The sequence below is a fragment of the Novosphingobium rosa NBRC 15208 genome (genome assembly GCF_001598555.1).
Taxonomy (GTDB): Bacteria; Pseudomonadota; Alphaproteobacteria; order Sphingomonadales; family Sphingomonadaceae; genus Novosphingobium; species Novosphingobium rosa.
Genome location: NZ_BCZE01000055.1, coordinates 1 through 17,748 on the forward strand (window position 1 = coordinate 1; position 17,748 = coordinate 17,748).

General features: G+C 61.2%; 19 protein-coding genes. 10 read left to right on the top strand and 9 right to left on the bottom strand.

Translation table 11 applies throughout. The features are described from left to right. The 3 genes from ligD to SR3_RS19790 all read left to right on the top strand — a co-directional run. Positions 1-868, top strand: an 868-nt coding sequence (ligD, locus tag SR3_RS19780) for a non-homologous end-joining DNA ligase (protein WP_218018855.1), incomplete at its 5' end; no start/stop codon positions are given. Positions 869-1,170: 302 nt separating this feature from the next. After that, positions 1,171-1,395, top strand: a complete 225-nt coding sequence (locus SR3_RS31465) for a hypothetical protein (RefSeq protein ID WP_157098988.1) — start codon at positions 1,171-1,173, stop codon at positions 1,393-1,395. A 330-nt stretch (positions 1,396-1,725) separates the two neighbouring features. Further along, the gene (locus tag SR3_RS19790) at positions 1,726-2,088 is read left to right on the top strand and encodes a hypothetical protein (protein ID WP_068090025.1); all 363 of its coding nucleotides are present in this window, start codon (positions 1,726-1,728) and stop codon (positions 2,086-2,088) included. A gap of 372 nt (positions 2,089-2,460) precedes the next feature. Here the strand turns inward: SR3_RS19790 and SR3_RS19800 are convergent, their stop codons facing one another. From SR3_RS19800 to SR3_RS19815, 4 genes are all read right to left on the bottom strand, one after another. Next, positions 2,461-3,780, bottom strand: a complete 1,320-nt coding sequence (locus tag SR3_RS19800) for a zinc-dependent alcohol dehydrogenase (RefSeq protein ID WP_218018856.1) — start codon at positions 3,778-3,780, stop codon at positions 2,461-2,463. Next, entirely contained in the window at positions 3,666-4,142 is a 477-nt protein-coding gene (locus SR3_RS19805) for a hypothetical protein (protein WP_068090028.1), read from the bottom strand. Before SR3_RS19805 ends, SR3_RS19800 begins: the two co-directional genes overlap by 115 nt. A gap of 24 nt (positions 4,143-4,166) precedes the next feature. Continuing rightward, the gene (locus SR3_RS19810; protein WP_068090029.1) at positions 4,167-5,951 is read right to left on the bottom strand and encodes a thiamine pyrophosphate-requiring protein; all 1,785 of its coding nucleotides are present in this window, start codon (positions 5,949-5,951) and stop codon (positions 4,167-4,169) included. 72 nt (positions 5,952-6,023) lie between these two features. Then, on the bottom strand, positions 6,024-6,932 hold the full coding sequence (locus tag SR3_RS19815; RefSeq protein ID WP_068090030.1) for an isocitrate lyase/PEP mutase family protein: 909 nt from the start codon (positions 6,930-6,932) through the stop codon (positions 6,024-6,026). A gap of 196 nt (positions 6,933-7,128) precedes the next feature. Between SR3_RS19815 and SR3_RS19820 the strand changes: the two genes are divergently transcribed. From SR3_RS19820 to SR3_RS31470, 7 genes are all read left to right on the top strand, one after another. Then, positions 7,129-7,554 carry a transposase gene (locus tag SR3_RS19820; RefSeq protein ID WP_068090072.1) on the top strand — a complete coding sequence of 142 codons (426 nt, stop codon included), beginning with the start codon at positions 7,129-7,131 and terminating at the stop codon, positions 7,552-7,554. Between the two features lie 26 nt (positions 7,555-7,580). Beyond that, positions 7,581-7,907, top strand: a complete 327-nt coding sequence (gene tnpB, locus SR3_RS19825; RefSeq protein WP_168353142.1) for an IS66 family insertion sequence element accessory protein TnpB — start codon at positions 7,581-7,583, stop codon at positions 7,905-7,907. A gap of 31 nt (positions 7,908-7,938) precedes the next feature. Further along, positions 7,939-9,462 (top strand): IS66 family transposase, encoded by a 1,524-nt coding sequence (tnpC, locus tag SR3_RS19830; RefSeq protein WP_068090032.1) that lies wholly within the window; start codon positions 7,939-7,941, stop codon positions 9,460-9,462. Positions 9,463-9,552: 90 nt separating this feature from the next. After that, positions 9,553-9,828, top strand: a complete 276-nt coding sequence (locus tag SR3_RS19835; RefSeq protein WP_245654008.1) for a transposase — start codon at positions 9,553-9,555, stop codon at positions 9,826-9,828. Next, a complete protein-coding gene (tnpB, locus tag SR3_RS19840) occupies positions 9,825-10,166 on the top strand; it encodes an IS66 family insertion sequence element accessory protein TnpB (RefSeq protein WP_245654009.1) in 342 nt (113 codons plus the stop codon). Before SR3_RS19835 ends, tnpB (SR3_RS19840) begins: the two co-directional genes overlap by 4 nt. Positions 10,167-10,235: 69 nt before the next feature. Then, the gene (gene tnpC, locus SR3_RS19845) at positions 10,236-11,903 is read left to right on the top strand and encodes an IS66 family transposase (RefSeq protein ID WP_068090035.1); all 1,668 of its coding nucleotides are present in this window, start codon (positions 10,236-10,238) and stop codon (positions 11,901-11,903) included. 72 nt (positions 11,904-11,975) lie between these two features. Then, positions 11,976-13,331 (top strand): DUF6438 domain-containing protein, encoded by a 1,356-nt coding sequence (locus tag SR3_RS31470; RefSeq protein ID WP_157098990.1) that lies wholly within the window; start codon positions 11,976-11,978, stop codon positions 13,329-13,331. Between the two features lie 367 nt (positions 13,332-13,698). Here the strand turns inward: SR3_RS31470 and SR3_RS19855 are convergent, their stop codons facing one another. The 5 genes from SR3_RS19855 to SR3_RS19875 all read right to left on the bottom strand — a co-directional run bounded on the left by SR3_RS19855 (position 13,699) and on the right by SR3_RS19875 (position 17,286). Further along, entirely contained in the window at positions 13,699-14,328 is a 630-nt protein-coding gene (locus tag SR3_RS19855) for a sigma-70 family RNA polymerase sigma factor (RefSeq protein ID WP_068090037.1), read from the bottom strand. A gap of 274 nt (positions 14,329-14,602) precedes the next feature. Next, positions 14,603-15,094 carry a DUF421 domain-containing protein gene (locus SR3_RS19860; RefSeq protein WP_169805670.1) on the bottom strand — a complete coding sequence of 164 codons (492 nt, stop codon included), beginning with the start codon at positions 15,092-15,094 and terminating at the stop codon, positions 14,603-14,605. Positions 15,095-15,099: 5 nt separating this feature from the next. Next, positions 15,100-15,375, bottom strand: a complete 276-nt coding sequence (locus SR3_RS19865; protein WP_068090039.1) for a DUF3175 domain-containing protein — start codon at positions 15,373-15,375, stop codon at positions 15,100-15,102. Between the two features lie 12 nt (positions 15,376-15,387). Continuing rightward, a complete protein-coding gene (locus SR3_RS19870) occupies positions 15,388-16,239 on the bottom strand; it encodes an SDR family oxidoreductase (protein ID WP_068090040.1) in 852 nt (283 codons plus the stop codon). Between the two features lie 288 nt (positions 16,240-16,527). Further along, a complete protein-coding gene (locus tag SR3_RS19875; protein ID WP_068090041.1) occupies positions 16,528-17,286 on the bottom strand; it encodes a sensor histidine kinase in 759 nt (252 codons plus the stop codon). Positions 17,287-17,748 lie beyond the last annotated feature (462 nt).

The following is a 17,748-nucleotide window of genomic DNA, read 5'->3' on the forward strand; positions in this document are numbered from 1 at the left end:
TGAAACCCCTGCGATCAACATCACCCATGCCAGCCGCGTTCTCTTCCCCGAGAGCGGTCAGACCAAGGGCGATCTGGCCGATTACTATACAGCGATGGCCCCCTTGATGCTGCCCTTTGCCGCCAACCGTCCGATGAGCCTGGTCCGCTGCCCCCAGGGCCGCGCCAAGGCCTGCTTTTTCCAGAAGCACGACAGCGGCTCCTTCGGCCCGGAGATCAGCCATGTGCCCATCACCGAAAAGGACGGGGGCACCGAGGATTATCTCTATCTGACAGATGCCGCCGGTATCCTTGCCTGCGTCCAGATGGGCACCATCGAATTCCATGGCTGGGGCAGCCGCGCGCAAGAGGTCGAACGCCCCGACCGCATGATCTTCGATCTCGATCCCGATGAAGGGCTTGACTTTGCCCATGTCCGCCGCGCCGCGCAGGACATCGCTCACCATCTCTCCGACATCGGCCTTGTCAGCTTTGCCATGCTTTCGGGGGGCAAAGGCGTGCATGTGGTTGTGCCGCTTACGCCGGGCCACGACTGGGACATCCACAAGGATTTTGCCAGACGCTTTGCCGAGGCCATGGTGCTGGCAGAGCCTGACCGTTTCACCGCCACCATGAGCAAGGCAAAGCGCAAGGGGCGCATCTTCATCGACTGGCTGCGCAACCAGCGCGGCAGTACCGCGGTGCTGCCCTATTCCGCCCGCGCGCGGCAGGGCGCTCCCGTCGCCCTGCCAATCACATGGGATGAACTGGAAGGCATGGACAATGCCCATCCTTTTTCGATCGCCGATGCCGGCTGTCTGATCGAACGCGCCTCCTACCCCTCATTGCGCGGTTGGGGTTTTGCCGAGCAGGTGCTGCCAGCGCTTTGATCTCCGGCACGGGTCTGCCTGTCCCGGGGGTCTGCTGGCCTCCGGTGTCAGAGAAGTGGGATAACTGCTGCGATCGACCAACGCCCCGCCAGCCCAGATTTCCAGCGCCTGAGTGCGCTGGCTGAAGATCGTTGAGGCAATCTCGAAGGGGGACAGCAAAGCGGAAACCTCTCATCACCGTTTGCTCTTTCGACGCCCTTCTTTTGTACGTGATCGCTCAATCCGCACGTATCGTCTGAATGCACTGTCCATTCGCTGGAGACCCGGTCACGAAAACTAGATGTTTATGGGGGGAACACAGAATGAGCCAGCATCCCGAAGGTGAACCTGGCGGACCGTTTCCGCCTATGCATGTCATCGGCGCGGATGAGGCGGGACTCTTCATAGCCCGACAGGCCTATCTGACCGCCATCAGGGCTGGCATTGAAGAGGTTCGGGAGCAAGGCGGCGAACCGGACTACGATGTTTTGGCGCAGGTGGCCTGCGACATCGCGCAAGAAGCCTATGATAGCTTCTGCGGCCGATGAAAAGGCTTCCATCCATTGAGCGTCAATATTCTTCCAGAAAAGTGACGGACCCGGACCTCTTCGAACAGATCAGCCTCTCCCACCTCACACCTTGCCCTCTACTCAAGTGACAAGACAACTGGCGACCTTGGGTCTCAGTTTGTCCAGCATGCGCTGGGCTCTGAAAGAAAGGAATTCCTCTTCCGATCCCTATTGGCCCCCAAGCCAAGCCTGACGTTAGATCCGCGGCAAATTGCTGCTTTGTCACGTCGCCCGTTTCACGGAACCGCCCGGCCAATCATTGCTTCCCTCTGAAGACAACCCTGCGGGCAACAGCAGAGGAGCGAGACGATGCGTGACTTGAGCGAAAAAGGCAGGGCGAACCTCGATAGCGCCGCGGCGCGCCAAGGCATCGATCCCGAGGCGGCCTTCATCCTTCTTGAGTCCCTTTCAAAGGGCGGGGGCCTTCAGGCCCGGTTCAACCATCCGGCACTTGGCGGCATGGGACAATGGTCGCAGGGTGCAATGACCATGATCGGGGATGTCTCGAACAACGATCTCAAACATCGCCTCGATGCCCTATGCTTCGAATTCACCGGCATGCTCGCGGATGAAACAAATTTTTCCGATCGCCAGGCGATGCAATCCGACGGTGCAGAATCGCAGGACCCGCACATGATACCTGCCTTCTTTCAAAGGCCGGATAGCGTCTGATCGTAGGGACTGGCCCGGCGACCCTGCCGCTAATCACCGGTCTGGGTTTGACGCCAGCGCCGATCCTACATTGTCGATGCGATCCCTGCCAAGCGCACTTGCCCGGTCGATCTCCCCCGGCGAAAGCGGGACTCTCAGCTCATCTGCAGAGTGAGGGCAAGCTTCTCCGCGAACCGCGCCGCGGGGATGCGCCGCTGGATTTCCTGCGAATTACGTATCCGGGCCGGGTCGCAAAAGGCCCGGATACGCAAGACAACGCCATGAATCGGTGGCCACGGCATCGATGTGAGCCGTAGTTGCTTCGCACCGGGGTGGCTACCCTCTGCTTTGACACATGCAAAGGCGGCGAAAACGGCCCGGCACCGCATGAAGCTAAGCCGATGGCTCCAGTTCAACCTTCATCCATCCCGGCTGCCTCTCGTCGAATGCCTTATAGGCCTCGATGGCACCCGTCATGGGTTCGGTCTGGGACAGGATACGTGTCGGGTCCAGCGTCCCGGACCGGACATGATCGATCAGCACGTCATAATAGCGACGGTGATTGCAGTTCCCCATGCGCATGGTGATGTTCTTGTTCATCGCCGCGCCGATCGGGAAATGGGTATCGGTCGGCGGGTAGACACCGATGATCGCCAGCGTTCCGCCCTTGGCTATGGCCTCCACCACCCATTCGAGGACCTGGTTCGGGCTGTTACCGGCAACAAAATGACTGCCGATTGCGCGCGCGGCCGGCTCGACAAACCTCTGCTCGACGGCAGTCGCCAGCTTGTCGAGCAAGCCGGGCGCTGCCGGCCCATCATGCGCATGCTGGGCATCGATGCCGACCGCATCGATGATCCGGCGAGCGCCATCGCCATCGGTAAGCTTGCGGATTGCCTCGACCGGATCGACCTCATCGAAGTTGATCACCTGCGCGCCTTGTCTCCGCGCAAGATCCAGGCGGTCTGGGAGCCGATCGACCGCGATCACCTTGCCGCCCATCACCATCGCCGAGGCAATCGCCAGCTGTCCCACCGGACCGCAACCGAAGACGACCACATGATCCCCCTCCTCGATCTGGGCGAGATCCGCGCCGAACCAGGCGGTGGGGAGAATATCGCTCATGAGGATGGCCTGATCGTCGCTGATGTCGTCCGGCACCGGAACAAGATTGGTATCCGCCCAGGGCACGCGGGCTTTTTCGGCCTGAAGACCCTTGTATCCGCCTGCCGCCACAGGCCCGCCAAAGAAGGCGGTTCCGGCCAGCTTGCCGCCGGGATTGGCATTGTCGCACTGGGCAAAGAAGCCCTTCTCGCAATATTGGCAGTGGCCGCAACCGATCGTCGAGGGAATGATGACGCGCTGCCCCACCTTAATGTTGCTGACGCCCTCACCGACGGTCTCGACCACGCCGACGCCCTCATGTCCCAGGATCTGGCCCTTGTCGACGCCGCTGAAGGTGCCGCGCACAAAATGAAGATCGGTGCCGCAGATGGCGCTGGCTGTCAGGCGGACAATGGCGTCGGTGGGCGCCTCGATGGTGGGCTCGGCCACCTCCTCGATGCGGATGTCGCCGATGGCGTGAAAGATAACAGCCTTCATTGCGCTTGCTCCTGTCGATTGCGTGATGCCTTGGCGCCCAGGGCGGTCAACAGCCCCAGACCGATGTGATTGATCGTATGCATGGCGATGACCTTGCGCGCGGAGGTCCATTCGGGCTTCTTTACCCCGAGGAGAGGACCTGCGATCCAATGGGCCAGGCCATAGAAAGCAAGGCCAAAGCCTATACCGCTGGCAAGAACCGGTGCGTCCTCCTCAACGGTGGCGGCGTAGGCCGCACCCGCCAGCGCCGAGAGCGCGAGATGGCCGGCCTGTACGAAAGCCTGCTCCCCGGCTGAAGGCAGGGAACCGGGTGGCGGAGTATCCAGTTTGAGCTTTTCCGCGCTCGCCCGTTCGAGCTGGGTCAGTTCCGAAGGCGCGCGGGCCCTGCGCTCGCCGGCAATCAGCATCGCTGTGATGGCCAGACCGGCGATCAGCCCGCAGGCGATAGCGCCGGCTGCGTGTGATTTGCTCATTGTCTTATCTCCCTGAGGGGTTGCCTAGCCGGTGATGTCCTTGAAAATCTGACGAGCCGTGTCTGCGATCACAGTCCCCACGCTCTCGTCGCCCTTCGCCATCGCACTCATGAAGCCCTTGGCCTGGGCGAGGGTCAGATGGGGCGGGAACGGCGCAACCGAAGGATCGGTTTTGACCTCGATCACCGTCGGGCGATCGGCGGCGAGCGCCCTCTCCCATGCGCCCCCAAGTTGCTCGGGATCGTCGACATAGATGCCGCCGAGGCCGATCATCTCGGCAAAGCGCGCATAGGGAACGTCGGGAATGTCCTGCGTGGTGGGGAACCGCGGATTGCCTTCCATCACTCGCTGCTCCCAGGTGACCTCATTGAGATCGCAATTGTTGAAGACGCACACGACAAGGCGCGGATCGCTCCAGCGCTGCCAGTATTTCTGCACGGTGATGAGCTCGGCCAGATTGTTCATCTGCATCGCCCCATCCCCGACCAACGCCACGACAGGCCGTGCGGGATGCGCAAATTTGGCGGCGATGGCATAGGGCACAGCCGCGCCCATCGATGCCAGGCCTCCCGATAGAGAAGCGCGCTGCCCCGCCTTGACCCGGTAATCGCGCGCATACCAGTTCGCGCAGGAGCCGGAATCGGAGGTAACGATGGCATCGCTGGGCAGGCGCGGCGACATTTCCCATACCACGCGCTGGGGATTGACCGGCTCGGCCCTGGCCATGGCACGCTCTTCGAGCGTCTGCCACCAGGCTTGGATGCCCTTTGCGATTTCATCCTGCCATGTGCGATCTTCCTTATGGCGAAGAAGCGGCAGGAGGGCGCTGAGCGTCTCGGCGGCATCGCCGTGCAGATTGACCTCGACCGGGTAGCGCAGAGAAAGCATGGCCGGGCTGAGGTCGATCTGGACGGCGCGCGCCTGACCGTCCTTGGGCAGGAATTCAGCCCAGGGAAAACCGGTGCCGATGAGCAGCAGCGTGTCGCACTCCCTCATTAAATCCGAGGAAGGCTTGGTGCCAAGCAAACCGATGGCGCCGGTAACGAAAGACAGATCGTCAGGGAGCACATCCTTGCCGAGCAACGCCTTGGCCACCCCGGCCCCGAGGCGTTGAGCCACCTCGACAACCTGCGGAGCCGCGCCGCGCGCGCCCGCGCCGATCAGAATGGCGACCTTGCTGCCGGCGTTGAGTATCTGGGCGGCCCGTTCAAGATCCGCGGCATGGGGAACGACCAAGGGGGCGGCATAACCGGTTCCCGATCTTATATATCCATGTTTCTGGGCCGGGGTTTCATAGGGCTGGTCCTGGACATCCTTGGGCAGGATGATCGCCGAGACATCGCGCTGCGCTATCGCCACCCGGATAGCTCGATCGGTGACATGCCGCGCCTGGGCCGGCGCCGACACCTCCTGAACATAGGAAGCGACGTCCGCAAAGAGTCGATCGAGATTGAGCTCCTGCTGATAACTGGCGCCGCGAACCGTTGTTTCAGCCTGGCCGGCAATCGCCAGCACCGGCACGTGATCGAGCTTGGCATCGTAGAGCCCCGTCAGCAAATGAGTGGCTCCGGGGCCACCCGTCGAGAGGCACACGCCAAGCTCGCCCGTGAATTTGGCGTGGGCGGTCGCCATGAAAGCAGCCATCTCCTCATGGCGCACCTGAATGAACTCGATGCCCTCGCCATTTTTTTCGGCCCTCTGCAGCGCCCCCAGCACGCCGTTGATGCCATCGCCCGAATAGCCGTAGATGCGCGTCACACCCCAAGATTTGAGCCGTTCCACTAAGAAGTCGCTTGTCATCTGCGCCATTGCCTTGAACTCCTTGCAGGAACGGGAAAATCCCACGCCCGTCACGCCGGACGGGGCTGTGCTGAAGGGAAGCTATCGGTCCTTGCCGACCGGGAATGCGCTCTCGATGCGCGCCCATTGCTCGAGCTCGACGAGGCCCTCGAAGGCCTTCATGTCAATGCTCGCGGAAGGGTCGAGGGGCTTGGCGGTCCGCAGGTCCGCCAGCGCCTGCTCCGTTGCAAAGGCAAGGCGAAACAGCACGCTCGTGGGGTAAAGAATCATCGAATACCCCATCGCCCGAAACTCGTCGGGCGAGAGCCATGGCGTCACCCCGCCGCGCTCCAGCACGCTGGTCGCCAGGGGAGCGCCTCGTAGCGCTTTGCCGACACGCTCGAGCTCCTCGATGCTTGTCGGCCCTTCGACATAGACCCCATCGGCGCCCGCATCGAGATAGGCCTTGGCACGGGCGATGGCGCTCTCGACCCCTTCGGGGGCGAGCGCGTCGGTGCGCGCCAGGATGAATGTGTCACCGTTCTGACGCGCGGAAAGGGCTGCGCGGATTTTCGCGACCATATCCTCGCGCGGAACCACCGATTTGCCTGCCATATGCCCGCAGCGCTTGGGCGCGGTCTGGTCCTCGAGAAAAATCGCCGAGGCACCCAGGGCCTCATATCCTCGCACTGTCCTTGTGACGTTCTTGGCATCTCCGTAGCCATCGTCGCCATCGACCAGCACCGGCAAGGCGCAGCCATCGATAACATCCTGGACCGCGCGGTTCTTCTCTCCGAAATGCTCGAGATCGATATCTGGCCTTCCGTAACGCGCGCCGACAAGGGCAAATCCGCCGACTTGATAGGCGGGAAAGCCTGCCCGCTCGATCAGCCTTGCAGTCAAGGCATCGTGAGCAGCGGGGAGCTGGAGCAGTCCTTCGCGTTCCAGCAAAGCTTTCCACGTCACGCGCGCACGACGCACGGCCGGGATGTCCAGTTCGGGTTCCTGCATAGCCGTGCCTCGCATACCGTAACGTCGAGCAGGGGAGTGCAGGAATGGGTATCCGTCCGGCGGGTCGCGCCTTGCCCTGCCGGTAGGCAAACGCTCTCAAGGGCGCTCTCGAGAGCACTCTCAGGAGCGGTGAATGGTAAGCGGTGTTCTGGCGCCACCTTGCAGGCTCTGCTGATTGGGGCAGATGCTGTCCGTGATGGAAGACGACAAGCTTACGAGCGCATTGGACACCCGCATTGGAGTGGGTCTGAAGCCACCTCGGCGCGTGGAGGTGTTGAGCACGATGGCCGGGCGACGACGGCTGTGGACGCTTGAGCAGAAGTTGGCATTGGTCGCCGATATGGAACATTGCGACAATATCGCGGCTTTTGCACGGGAACGTGATGTCAGCACCGCGCTGCTGTACACATGGCGGCGCGAGTTGCGCTATGCGGTCGAAGCCAGCCAGATGCCTCCTCGCCACGACCCCATGTTTGTGCCTGTCGTCGGCCCGGCCTCGGCCCCGGTGCCCAATGATGGGACCGTGGAGGTGGAGATCGGGGGTACGGTGGTTCGGATTGGGCGAAACGCCCGCACCGATCTGGCTGTCGCGGTGATCAAAGCTCTACAGGCAGGCCAATGATCGGGATTGCGCCGGGGGCGCGTGTCATGGTCTCGACCCGCCCGGTGGACTTCCGCAAAGGACCCGATGCCCTGGCGGCGCTGATCGGCGCCGAATATGGTGGCGATCCCTATTCCGGGGTGATTTATGTATTCCGAGCAAAGCGTGCTGACCGGATCAAGCTGGTCTGGTGGGACGGCACAGGTCTTTGCCTGATGGCCAAGAGACTGGAGACAGGCGGCTTCAAGTGGCCCGGCATTCAGGATGGCGTGATACGCCTGACCTCCGCGCAATTGGGCGCGTTGCTGGAAGGTCTGGACTGGCGTCGGGTGCACGGTGGGCGCCGCCCTATCGCTCCACAAATCGCCGGTTGACGGCGATGCTTCTGGCTGATTCACTGCCTCCATGCTCATCGAGGCGGATCTTCCTGACGATGTCGAAGCGCTGCGGGCGCTTATCCTCGCACAGGCCCGCGAACTCGACGCGCTGAAGGGATTTCAGGCCGAGGTTGAACGCCTGAAGGCGATCATTGCCGCCTTGCAACGCCATCGTTTTGGCCGCCGCTCCGAACAGCTTGAACCCGACCAGTTCGAGTTGGCTCTGGAGGAAGTCGAAACCGCTCTTGCCGAGGCCGAGCATGCCCGGGACAGGGCAAGCCGTACTCCGGCGGATCAACCGCGCAGGGTTAATCGCGGCTCGCTCCCCGCCCATCTCGAGCGGATCGAACAGGTTGTCGATGTCGAGGACAAAGCCTGCCCTTGCTGTGGCGGCCAGCTTCATCAGATTGGCGAAGATGTGGCGGAACGCCTCGATGTCGTGCCGACCACCTTCCGCGTGCTGGTCACCCGCCGACCGCGCTATGGCTGCCGGTCATGTGAGAGCACTGTCCGGCAAGCTCCGGTTCCCGCCCGGATCGTTGAAGGCGGATTGCCCACTGAAGCGCTGATCGCGCAGGTGCTGGTCGCCAAGTATGCCGACCACCTCCCGCTGTACCGCCAGGCGCAGATTTACGCCCGGCAAGGCATTCAGCTCGATCGATCCACGCTGGCCGACTGGGTCGGGCGGGCAGCCTGGTATCTTCGCCCGCTGCGTGACCATATGCTGGAACGGCTCCGACGATCCGAGCGGCTCTTTGCCGACGAGACCACGGCCCCCGTGCTTGATCCGGGGCGCGGGCGAACGAAGACGGGTCAGCTCTGGGCTTATGCCAGCGATGACCGGCCATGGGGCGGCACAGCCCCACCGTTGGTAGCCTACGTCTATGCCCCTGACCGCAAGGCCGAGCGCCCGGAACTTCATCTTGGTGACTTTGCCGGCATTTTGCAGGTCGATGGCTATGGCGGTTACGCCGCGCTCGCCAAGCGCCGGCGACAGCTGCGCCTGGCCTTCTGCTGGGCGCATGTGCGGCGCAAGTTCTATGACCTGGCCGACTCATCGCCGGTCGCGACCGAAGTGCTACGCCGCATCGCCTTGCTCTACGCCATTGAGGGCGATGTGCGCGGTGCGCCTGCACAGCAGCGGCAAGCCGCCCGCAGCGAGCGTTCCCGCGCCATCGTGGAGGATTTGCGCCACTATCTTGAAGCCCGGAACCGACAAGTCAGCGCCAAAGCCAAGCTTGGCGAGGCAATCCGCTATGCACTCACGCGATGGGATGGCCTCATCCGCTTCCTCGACGACGGCCGTATCGACCTGGACAGCAACACCGTCGAGCGCAGCATCAGGCCGCTGGCCCTCAACCGAAAGAATGCACTGTTCGCGGGTTCCGACGAGGGCGGTGACAACTGGGCGGTGATCGCCACGCTTATCGAGAACTGTAAACTCAGCGGGATCGATCCGCACCGCTGGCTGAGCGAAACCCTCACCAAACTGGCGAATGGCCATCATGCAAACCGGGTTCACGAACTCATGCCATGGACCGCCGTGGGCTGAAAACACCGCTTACGGTGAATGCGGCAAATCACGGTGATGAACGGGCCTGAGCGGCGCCGACGGTGGAATGACGAGGAGCGGCTGCGGATCTTGACCGAGGCTTTCGCTCCCGGCGCATGCGTCGCAGACGTGGCCCGTGAACACGATATTTCGACGGCGCGGATCTACACATGGCGCCGCAAGCTCCGGCAGCCGGTCGAGATGGCGGAATTTGCACAGGCTCTGATCTTACCCACTGACAATACGCCGACGCCCAAGTCGCCGGGCCCGGTTATTGTTGTGGATCTGCCAGGAGCTGGGCGCGTCAGCATCTTTGCTGCGGCATCGCCAACGCTGGCGGCAGCCACGCTGAAGGCTCTGCGGTGATCCCACCGGGCGCGCGGGTATGGATCGCCATGGGCCATACCGATATGCGCAGAGGCATGCAGGGTCTGGCGTTACAGGTCCAGCAGGGGCTGGGGCGCAACCCCCATGGCGGCGACCTTTTCGTCTTTCGCGGCCGGGCTGGATCGCTGCTCAAGATCATCTGGCATGATGGCATCGGCATGTCGCTGTACGCCAAAAGGCTGGAGAAGGGCCGCTTCATCTGGCCCTCCGCCAAGGATGGCATGGTATCGCTGACCAGTTCGCAGTTGGCTTGCCTGCTGGAGGGCATCGACTGGCGGAACCCGCAGCATTCCTGGCGACCGGAGAGCGCCGGATAGGCCCTATTTCTTTGGCGACGCGACTCTTTCCTGCTTCACCTTGGTGCGTTTCTATGATTCCATCTCTCCATGGATACCGCCGTTTCGCCCTTTCCGGACGATCTGGAAGCGCTCAAGGCGCTGCTGGCGGCCACCCTTCAGCGCGCCGATCAAGCCGAAGCGCAATTGGCCAATGCTCAGGCCCAAGCCAGCGCCACCGAGGCGATGATCGCTCACCTCAAGCTCCAGATCGCAAAGCTGCGCCGCGAGCAATATGGCGCCACCGCCGAGCGCAGCCGCCGCTTGCTCGACCAGATGGAATTGCAACTCGAGGATCTCGAGGGCGACGCCCGCGAGGATGACCTGGCTGCCGAGGCGGCAGTGGCAAAGACCACCAGTGTCCCGCCTTTCGAGCGCAAGAAGCCATCCCGCAAGCCGTTCCCCAAACACCTGCCGCGTGAGCGGGTTGTCATTCCCGCGCCATGCTCGTGCCCGGCCTGTGGCGGCAACCGCCTCTCGAAGTTGGGCGAGGATGTGACCGAGACGCTGGAGGTGATCCCCCGGGCATGGAAGGTCATCCAGACCGTCCGCGAGAAATTCTCCTGCCGGGATTGCGAGACCATCACACAGCCGCCGACGCCCTTCCATGTCGTGCCGCGTGGTTGGGCCGGTCCCAGCTTTCTGGCCATGCTGCTGTTCGAGAAATATGGCCAGCACCAGCCCCTCAACCGGCAGGCCGAGCGCTTTGCCCGCGAAGGCGTGCCGCTTGCCACATCCACGCTGGCCGATCAGGTTGGCGCGGCAGCCTTCGCCCTGATGCCGCTCTATCGGCTGATCGAGGCCCATGTCCTGGCTGCGCAGCGCCTCCATGGCGACGACACCACCGTGCCGGTCATGGCCAAAGGCAAGACCGATACGGCGCGCTTGTGGACCTATGTCCGCGATGACCTCCCCTTTGGCGGCGCCGATCCGCCCGCAGCCCTGTTCTACTACTCTCGCGACCGGCGTGGCGAACACCCGCGCGCCCATTTGAAGTCATGGTCAGGTATCCTGCAGGCAGATGCCTATGGCGGCTATTCCGAGCTTTATGCCATCGGGCGTGAACCGGGCCCGATCCTGGAGGCAGGCTGCTTTGCCCATGCCCGGCGCAAGTTCTTCGAACTGGCCGATGTCGAGGCAACCGTCCGCCGGCGCAGCCGTGGCGAGCGCGCCAGCCACATCTATCCCATCGCGCTGGAGGCGGTGCAGCGGATCGACGCGCTGTTTGACGTCGAGCGCGCTATCAATGGCAAGGGGGCGAGCGAACGGCTCGCCACTCGGCAGGAGCTGAGCGCGCCGCTGGTGGACGGACTGCATGTCTGGCTGACCGCCCAGATGGCCAAGCTGTCGCGCAACCACGATCTGGCCAAGGCGATCAACTACATGCTGCGCCGCTGGGATGCCTTCACCTGCTTCCTTGATGACGGACGAATTTGCCTGACCAACAATGCAGCGGAACGGGCATTGCGCTGCGTGCCCTTGGGCAGGAAGGCATGGCTGTTTTGCGGGTCAGATCGTGGTGGGCAGCGGGCTGCTGTGTTCTACACGCTGATCCAGTCCGCCCGGCTTAACGACATCGACCCGCAAGCCTGGCTAGCCGACGTGTTAGCCCGGATCGCGGATTATCCGGTCAGCAGTCTGGGCGATCTGCTGCCCTGGAATTGGCGATTTCGTCACCCACGGCAAGACCATTGCGAATTGCCTGTTCCCGACGCTTGAAAGGCTTGGCCCGATTGCAATCTGCCGCCATAAATTCCCGAACAGGGAGATGGTGATAGCATGGGGCAAGGTATGAAAGTTTCGCGCAGTGGGGTCGCACACATTGTTTTTGCGATCATTGCGCTTCTACCCCTCTCATGCAGCGCCCAACCTGCCAACATTGATCCTGCCCAAACGGCGATTACCTTGGAACGATCTGCCTGTTATGGAACGTGCCCCGTCTATCGGGTAACAATCCATGGAGACGGCCGCGTCGTATTTACCACTGGGACTGCGCCGGTTGACCCGGTGGATGCCCTGCATCGACGATTTGCCCAATCGGATGGCGTCCTCCTGCCCGGCACACACGAAGCGCGGATTGATCCCTCGTCAGTGGTTGAATTGATCGAGAAATTCAAATCCGCTCATTATTGGCAGCTCAAATCCACCTATAGAGCGCCAGTGACAGACAGTCCTACCTATGTCCTCACATTCGACATCGGTCACCAGAGGAAAACCGTTGTCGACTATGTAGGGCGGGAAGCGGGCATGCCCAAGGCAGTCACCGAGCTTGAAAATGCCGTTGATCAGGCAGCAGGCACGGATCGCTGGGTTAACGGGAGTCCGGCCCTCATCCCCTGGCTTGAACAAACCGGGTTTGATTTTCATTCGGATCAAGCAGTCGAACTGGTCAATGCCGCAGCGTGGGGGGATGGAGCGGAGGAAACCGTCATCGGGCTTATTGATCGAGGGGCGCCGCTGGACCGCATTGTCGGTATTCGAGGCAGTTCCCCGATGAGTACCATCGCCGAACCGCAAACCGCTGGTATCTTCATGCTTGAAAGCGCGATCAGGCGCGGGCAGGCCAATGTGTTCAAACGGCTCGTTGCGTCTGGCTGGCTTGATAAGCTGGGCAAGGACAAGGCAGCAGAAGTTTTCTCCAAAAACGCAGGCGGCTGCTCTCCGGCCCTGGTCGATGCAGCGGGAGAGGCCGGCATCGGCGTTGACAAGCCTTCGAAGGAAGAACCGTCCTATCCGGGAGCGGCTCAGGGCAAAACTGCACTCGCCGAGCTGGGTTCTTCATATGCTTGTGAAGAAAAGGAGGACCTGCTGGTCAAAGTCGCCGAAAGGTTGATCGCTCGAGGAGCAAACCCGAACGCACGTGATAGCTTGGGACGTACACCCATCTATGGGGTAGAGAATTTGGCGCTGCTGCGTTTCCTTCTTCAACACGGCGCCGATGCCACGGTCAAAGACAACGATGGCCGCAGCATGGTGTTCGGAAGCTGGACCGATGCGATCGTGTTGGAGCTTCTGGAAGCTCGCGCCAGCCCGGTCGGGAAATACGACATTGATGGGAACAAAACGTTGGCACAGCAGGCAAAAGATCGGAAAATGCCGCTCGTCGCCAAATGGCTCACAGATCATCCGGAAGCCTACAAACGCTGAACTTCTGCATGCCTTAGGCAGGTGACCGCAAAACGCGATCAAGCGCGGCTTTCACCGGATGCATACAGGAATGGCTTGCGGGTTCCTCCGGCATCGTCGGTGCGGGGCCCGCCAGGGACGAACCGAGAAGGGACAAATCCATGATAAGACGGTGGCGGCATTCCAAGCGCGCGCCATTGTATCCAACGCTATATCCTCTCACCCTATGAGGGAGACGCCAGCATTCTACTGGCGTGATCCTGCACCCGGTTTATGGATGTCGGTCAGGAGTTCGCAGCAACGATACCGTGATAGCCGGAATCGATGCGGATCGGAAAAGGCGGGGACTCCCAAACAGATCGGTGTTGTCGCTCGATTGGGATATCGTTCAGGCGAGAGGTTGCCTCGCCATACGTGCTGGCGCTACCTTGCGCAATTCGTCGATGAGCGCATCATGCACATCATCCCTTAGATCGAAATTACCGCGCGTCTCGGGCAAGATGCCGCCTTCGATGGCGCCGGACAGAGCAGCTCGAGCGCGGGCCATGCGGCTTTTCACAGTACCGAGCGGCGTGCCGCAGATTTCCGCGATTTCCTCATAGCTCATGCCGCCGATGCATATGAGGACAAGCACTTCGCGCTGGGCATCCGGCAGGATAGCCAACGCGCGAAGCACGTCGGCCGCCTCCAGCCGGCCTTCCTGCGAACCCTGCATCGTCAGGATCCGTTCGGCTTCGACTTCATTGTATTCGCCCACAAATCGGTCACGGCGGATTTGACCAAAATAGTGGTGGCGAAGGATGGTGTAGATCCAGGCGCGGAATCTGCTGCCTGCGATAAAGCTGTCTCGTGCAGCCCACGCTTTCATGAGAGCTTCCTGAGCAAGGTCGTCCGCTCGATCGCGGTCTCCACAAAGCATGCGGGCAAAGGCACGCAAATGAGGAATGACCGCAGTTAGCTCCTTATGGAAATCGGCGTCGGAAAGCCGGGTGCCCTCGATTTTGTCTTGCAGGATCACAGAGGTACTTTGCTTTGGCTCGGTCTGCCTAGACGGTCCATCGGAAGAAGGAGGGAGCGCCAGGGGGGAATCCTGATTGTTCCTTGCTTCCTGTGCGATGACGGTATCTCCATTAAGGTATGTGCCTACCTAACAGACGGCATGGATGGGGGTTCCACATCGCCTTTGCCGGGATGACCACCCCCAAATTCAGCAGCATGTCGGAGCAGTAGTTCGGGGTTTACGGCAACGGACACAGCGTGGGAGACAATGGTTGATCCTCACAGCGCCACCCTTATTTGGGAAGGACGCTGATCTTGCCGCCGCGCTCGAAGGTGACGAGACGAGTGTCCTCCACACGTTCAACCTGTTGCATGCGCAGGGCCTCGGCAAGGTCCTCTTCGCTGGCCTCATGGCGTATCATAGCTTCCCGATTGATGACCCCATCGCGTGCCAACACATCCGCCTTACCCTTGATAAAGCCCGACAGCCAGTTCGACCGCATGGTCGCCATGGCCAGCAGGCGATGCATGACCACCACGACCATCGTGGCGGTAAGCGAGGCGACGAACGGAACTTTCCCTGTCATGACCCGACTGATGTTCGAGCCGACTACGATCGCGATAAAAATATCAAAGGGGCTGAGGCTGGAAAAACTGCGTCGTCCAGCAATGCGCATGCAAAGCAGTCCGTAGAGGAACAGAATGAAAGCCCGGATACAAAGCTGCGGGGTGCTGGGCGAAGTCTCGTCCGGACCGATGATCTGGGTGATCCAGCCTGTGTCCATCGTGCTCATTCCTTGTGAAACAGGGCCCGCAGTTCCTCCTTGGCCTGTTCCAATATATCTCTCTGTTTCTTGTCCAGATTGTCTCCGGCCCGGTTGATGTAGAAGGTCAGCATGCCCATCGCCGATTGCAGGGGTGTGCCCTTGCGCCGATGGCTATGCTCGGCCGAACGTTTGAGGGATTGGGCGATTTCCTTGGGATCATCCTTTTTGAACACGCCTTCATCCAGATCGAGGGCATCGGAATGTTCGGTGACGTCCTGGGACCATTTGTGCTCGCTCATGGCGCAAATCCTTCACCCGTTCACCACCGTACCGCCATTGGGATGCAGCACCTGCCCCGACATGTAGCTGGCATCCTCACACGCCAGGAAGAGGAAGGCGGGTGCCACCTCGTTGGGCTGGCCGGGACGCTTCATCGGTGTCTTCTCGCCAAAATACGCGATCTTCTCCTTATCCGCGCCGCCGCAGGGGTTTAGCGGAGTCCAGATTGGCCCCGGCGCCACGGCGTTGACACGAATACCCTCACCAATGAGGTTTTCGCTCAGCGATCGTGTGAAGGCCGTGATCGCGCCCTTGGTCGCGCTGTAATCCAGCAAATCCTTGCTGCCCTGATACATGGTAACCGAGGTGCAGTTGATGATCGCGGCTCCTTCGCTCAGATAGGGCCGCACCGCCTGGACCATATGGAACATCCCGAAGATGTTTGTCTGAAAGGTGCGGTGAAGCTGCTCCTCGGTGATGTCGGTGATGTCCTCATCGGGATGTTGTTCACCGGCATTGTTGACCAGAATGTCGATCTGGCCAAAGACCTCCAGAACGCGTTTGGCGACTTGCTCGCACATTTCTCGCGAACCCACGTCCGCCTTGATCGTGATCGCCCGCTGCCCCTCGACCTCGACGATGCGCTGCGTCTCATTGGCATCGTCCTCTTCCAGCAGATAGACGATCGCCACATCGGCCCCCTCACGCGCATAAAGGGCCGCCACCGCGCGCCCGATGCCACTGTCCGCGCCGGTGATAATCGCCACCTTGCCTTTGAGCCGTTCAGATCCGGCATAGCGGGGCTGCCATTCCGGCTTGGGTTCCAGCGCACTTTCGTGGCCGGGCAGCGGGTCCTCGTGCAGCATTGCCTGCGTGTCGGGCATGATCCATCTCCTTGTTGGGAGATGCAACGCGCGATGGCAGTGCAGGTTCATTCTCCTGCGACCAGACGTTTCGCTGTTGCCAGATCTGCGACGAACGCCCTTCTTTCCCGCTGCTACTTCCCGCTTTTGCCGGGGCGCGGCAGAAGGAAGGATAGCTCGTGAGCGGTTATCCGCGTGAGGAAATCATCGAGTGAAACGATCGCTTTTCCTTGGTCGCGCGCGAAAATCATGGGTTACGAAGCGCCGCTTATCGAGAAAACAGGGATCCAACCGGCAGCCCGACGTCGCTCACAAGGGGGTTGTTATGGTGCAAACGACACCTGCTGGCTCGAAGGAGATATCAACCTTGCCATCGGGCTGCGCGTGCAGGCCAGTTTGAATCAGCTTGGTTCCGAAGCCTTTGCGGCTTGGAGGCGTTACCGTCGGGCCGCCCCGTTCGACCCACGTCAGGCTCAGCATCGAGTCGTTCGTCAATGACCAGGTGATCCGAACAAGCCCTCCATCAACGCTCAACGCGCCATATTTGGTCGCACTGGTAGCCAGCTCATTGATGCCCAAAGCGAGGTTTACTGCGAGGGCGGGAGACAACGCCAGCCTGGGGCCAGCCATTCTTATCCTGCTTTGACCGGGCGGACAGTAAGGGGCCAAGCACGTCTGAAGCAGGCCGTCGATGTTGACCCGATCATCCTGCCGCTTCGCGATCAGCTCGTGAGCGTGCGACAGTGCGGCCAGGCGGCCCTGGAAATCAGCCTTGATTTGAGCCGGTGCCTCCCGGAACGTCTGCCGGGCAATCCCTCCGGCGACCGCTAGCGTGTTTTTCACGCGATGGTTCAACTCTTGGACCACCAACTGACGCTCAGCGTCGAGCTTTGTGCGCGCTACATCGGCTTTCTCGATTGCGTTCTGGTAATAGGCGATAACCCAGAGCACCAAAAGCTCACTAAGCATGGTGACGACTATAGCCACCGCCTCTTTGGCCGAAGCAAGGGCGAATGAGTACCGCGGCGCAAAAACGACATACCAGATGAGGCAATGGCCGCTGATCAAGGCAGCTAAACCTGCCCGCCAACCCGCAAGGATGGTGGCGACAGCAACTGAGCCATAAGACGAGGGCGAAGGGCGTTTCCCCGCCCATTAAAGGGCTAAGAGCAATTCGCAGGCATGCAAGGCCAACCCCTAGCACCAATCCGACAATGATGCCCGCAAACCACGTTCCGAGCGGATGCCGCCGGTGGTAATAAAGGGCGCGAGCATGAATGTTTTGCTGTTCATGGCCGATGCTCCTTGAGGCGCAGCATCGCAAGCCGGGCAACTCATGCTTACAGATCAATCGCCTCCGCCGCCACCCTTCTTCGCTCTTCGCATTTCCAACCTTCGAAGAACGAGGCTCTGCCGCCGCCTTCAAGCTGATGCGACATGGCGACGTTTCTCCTTGGATCAGAGGCTTGTAGCTGCAGCAGCGAAGTCCACCTAAGGATTTCGGGGCAAGTGCGTTCGAGCGTTCTTTCA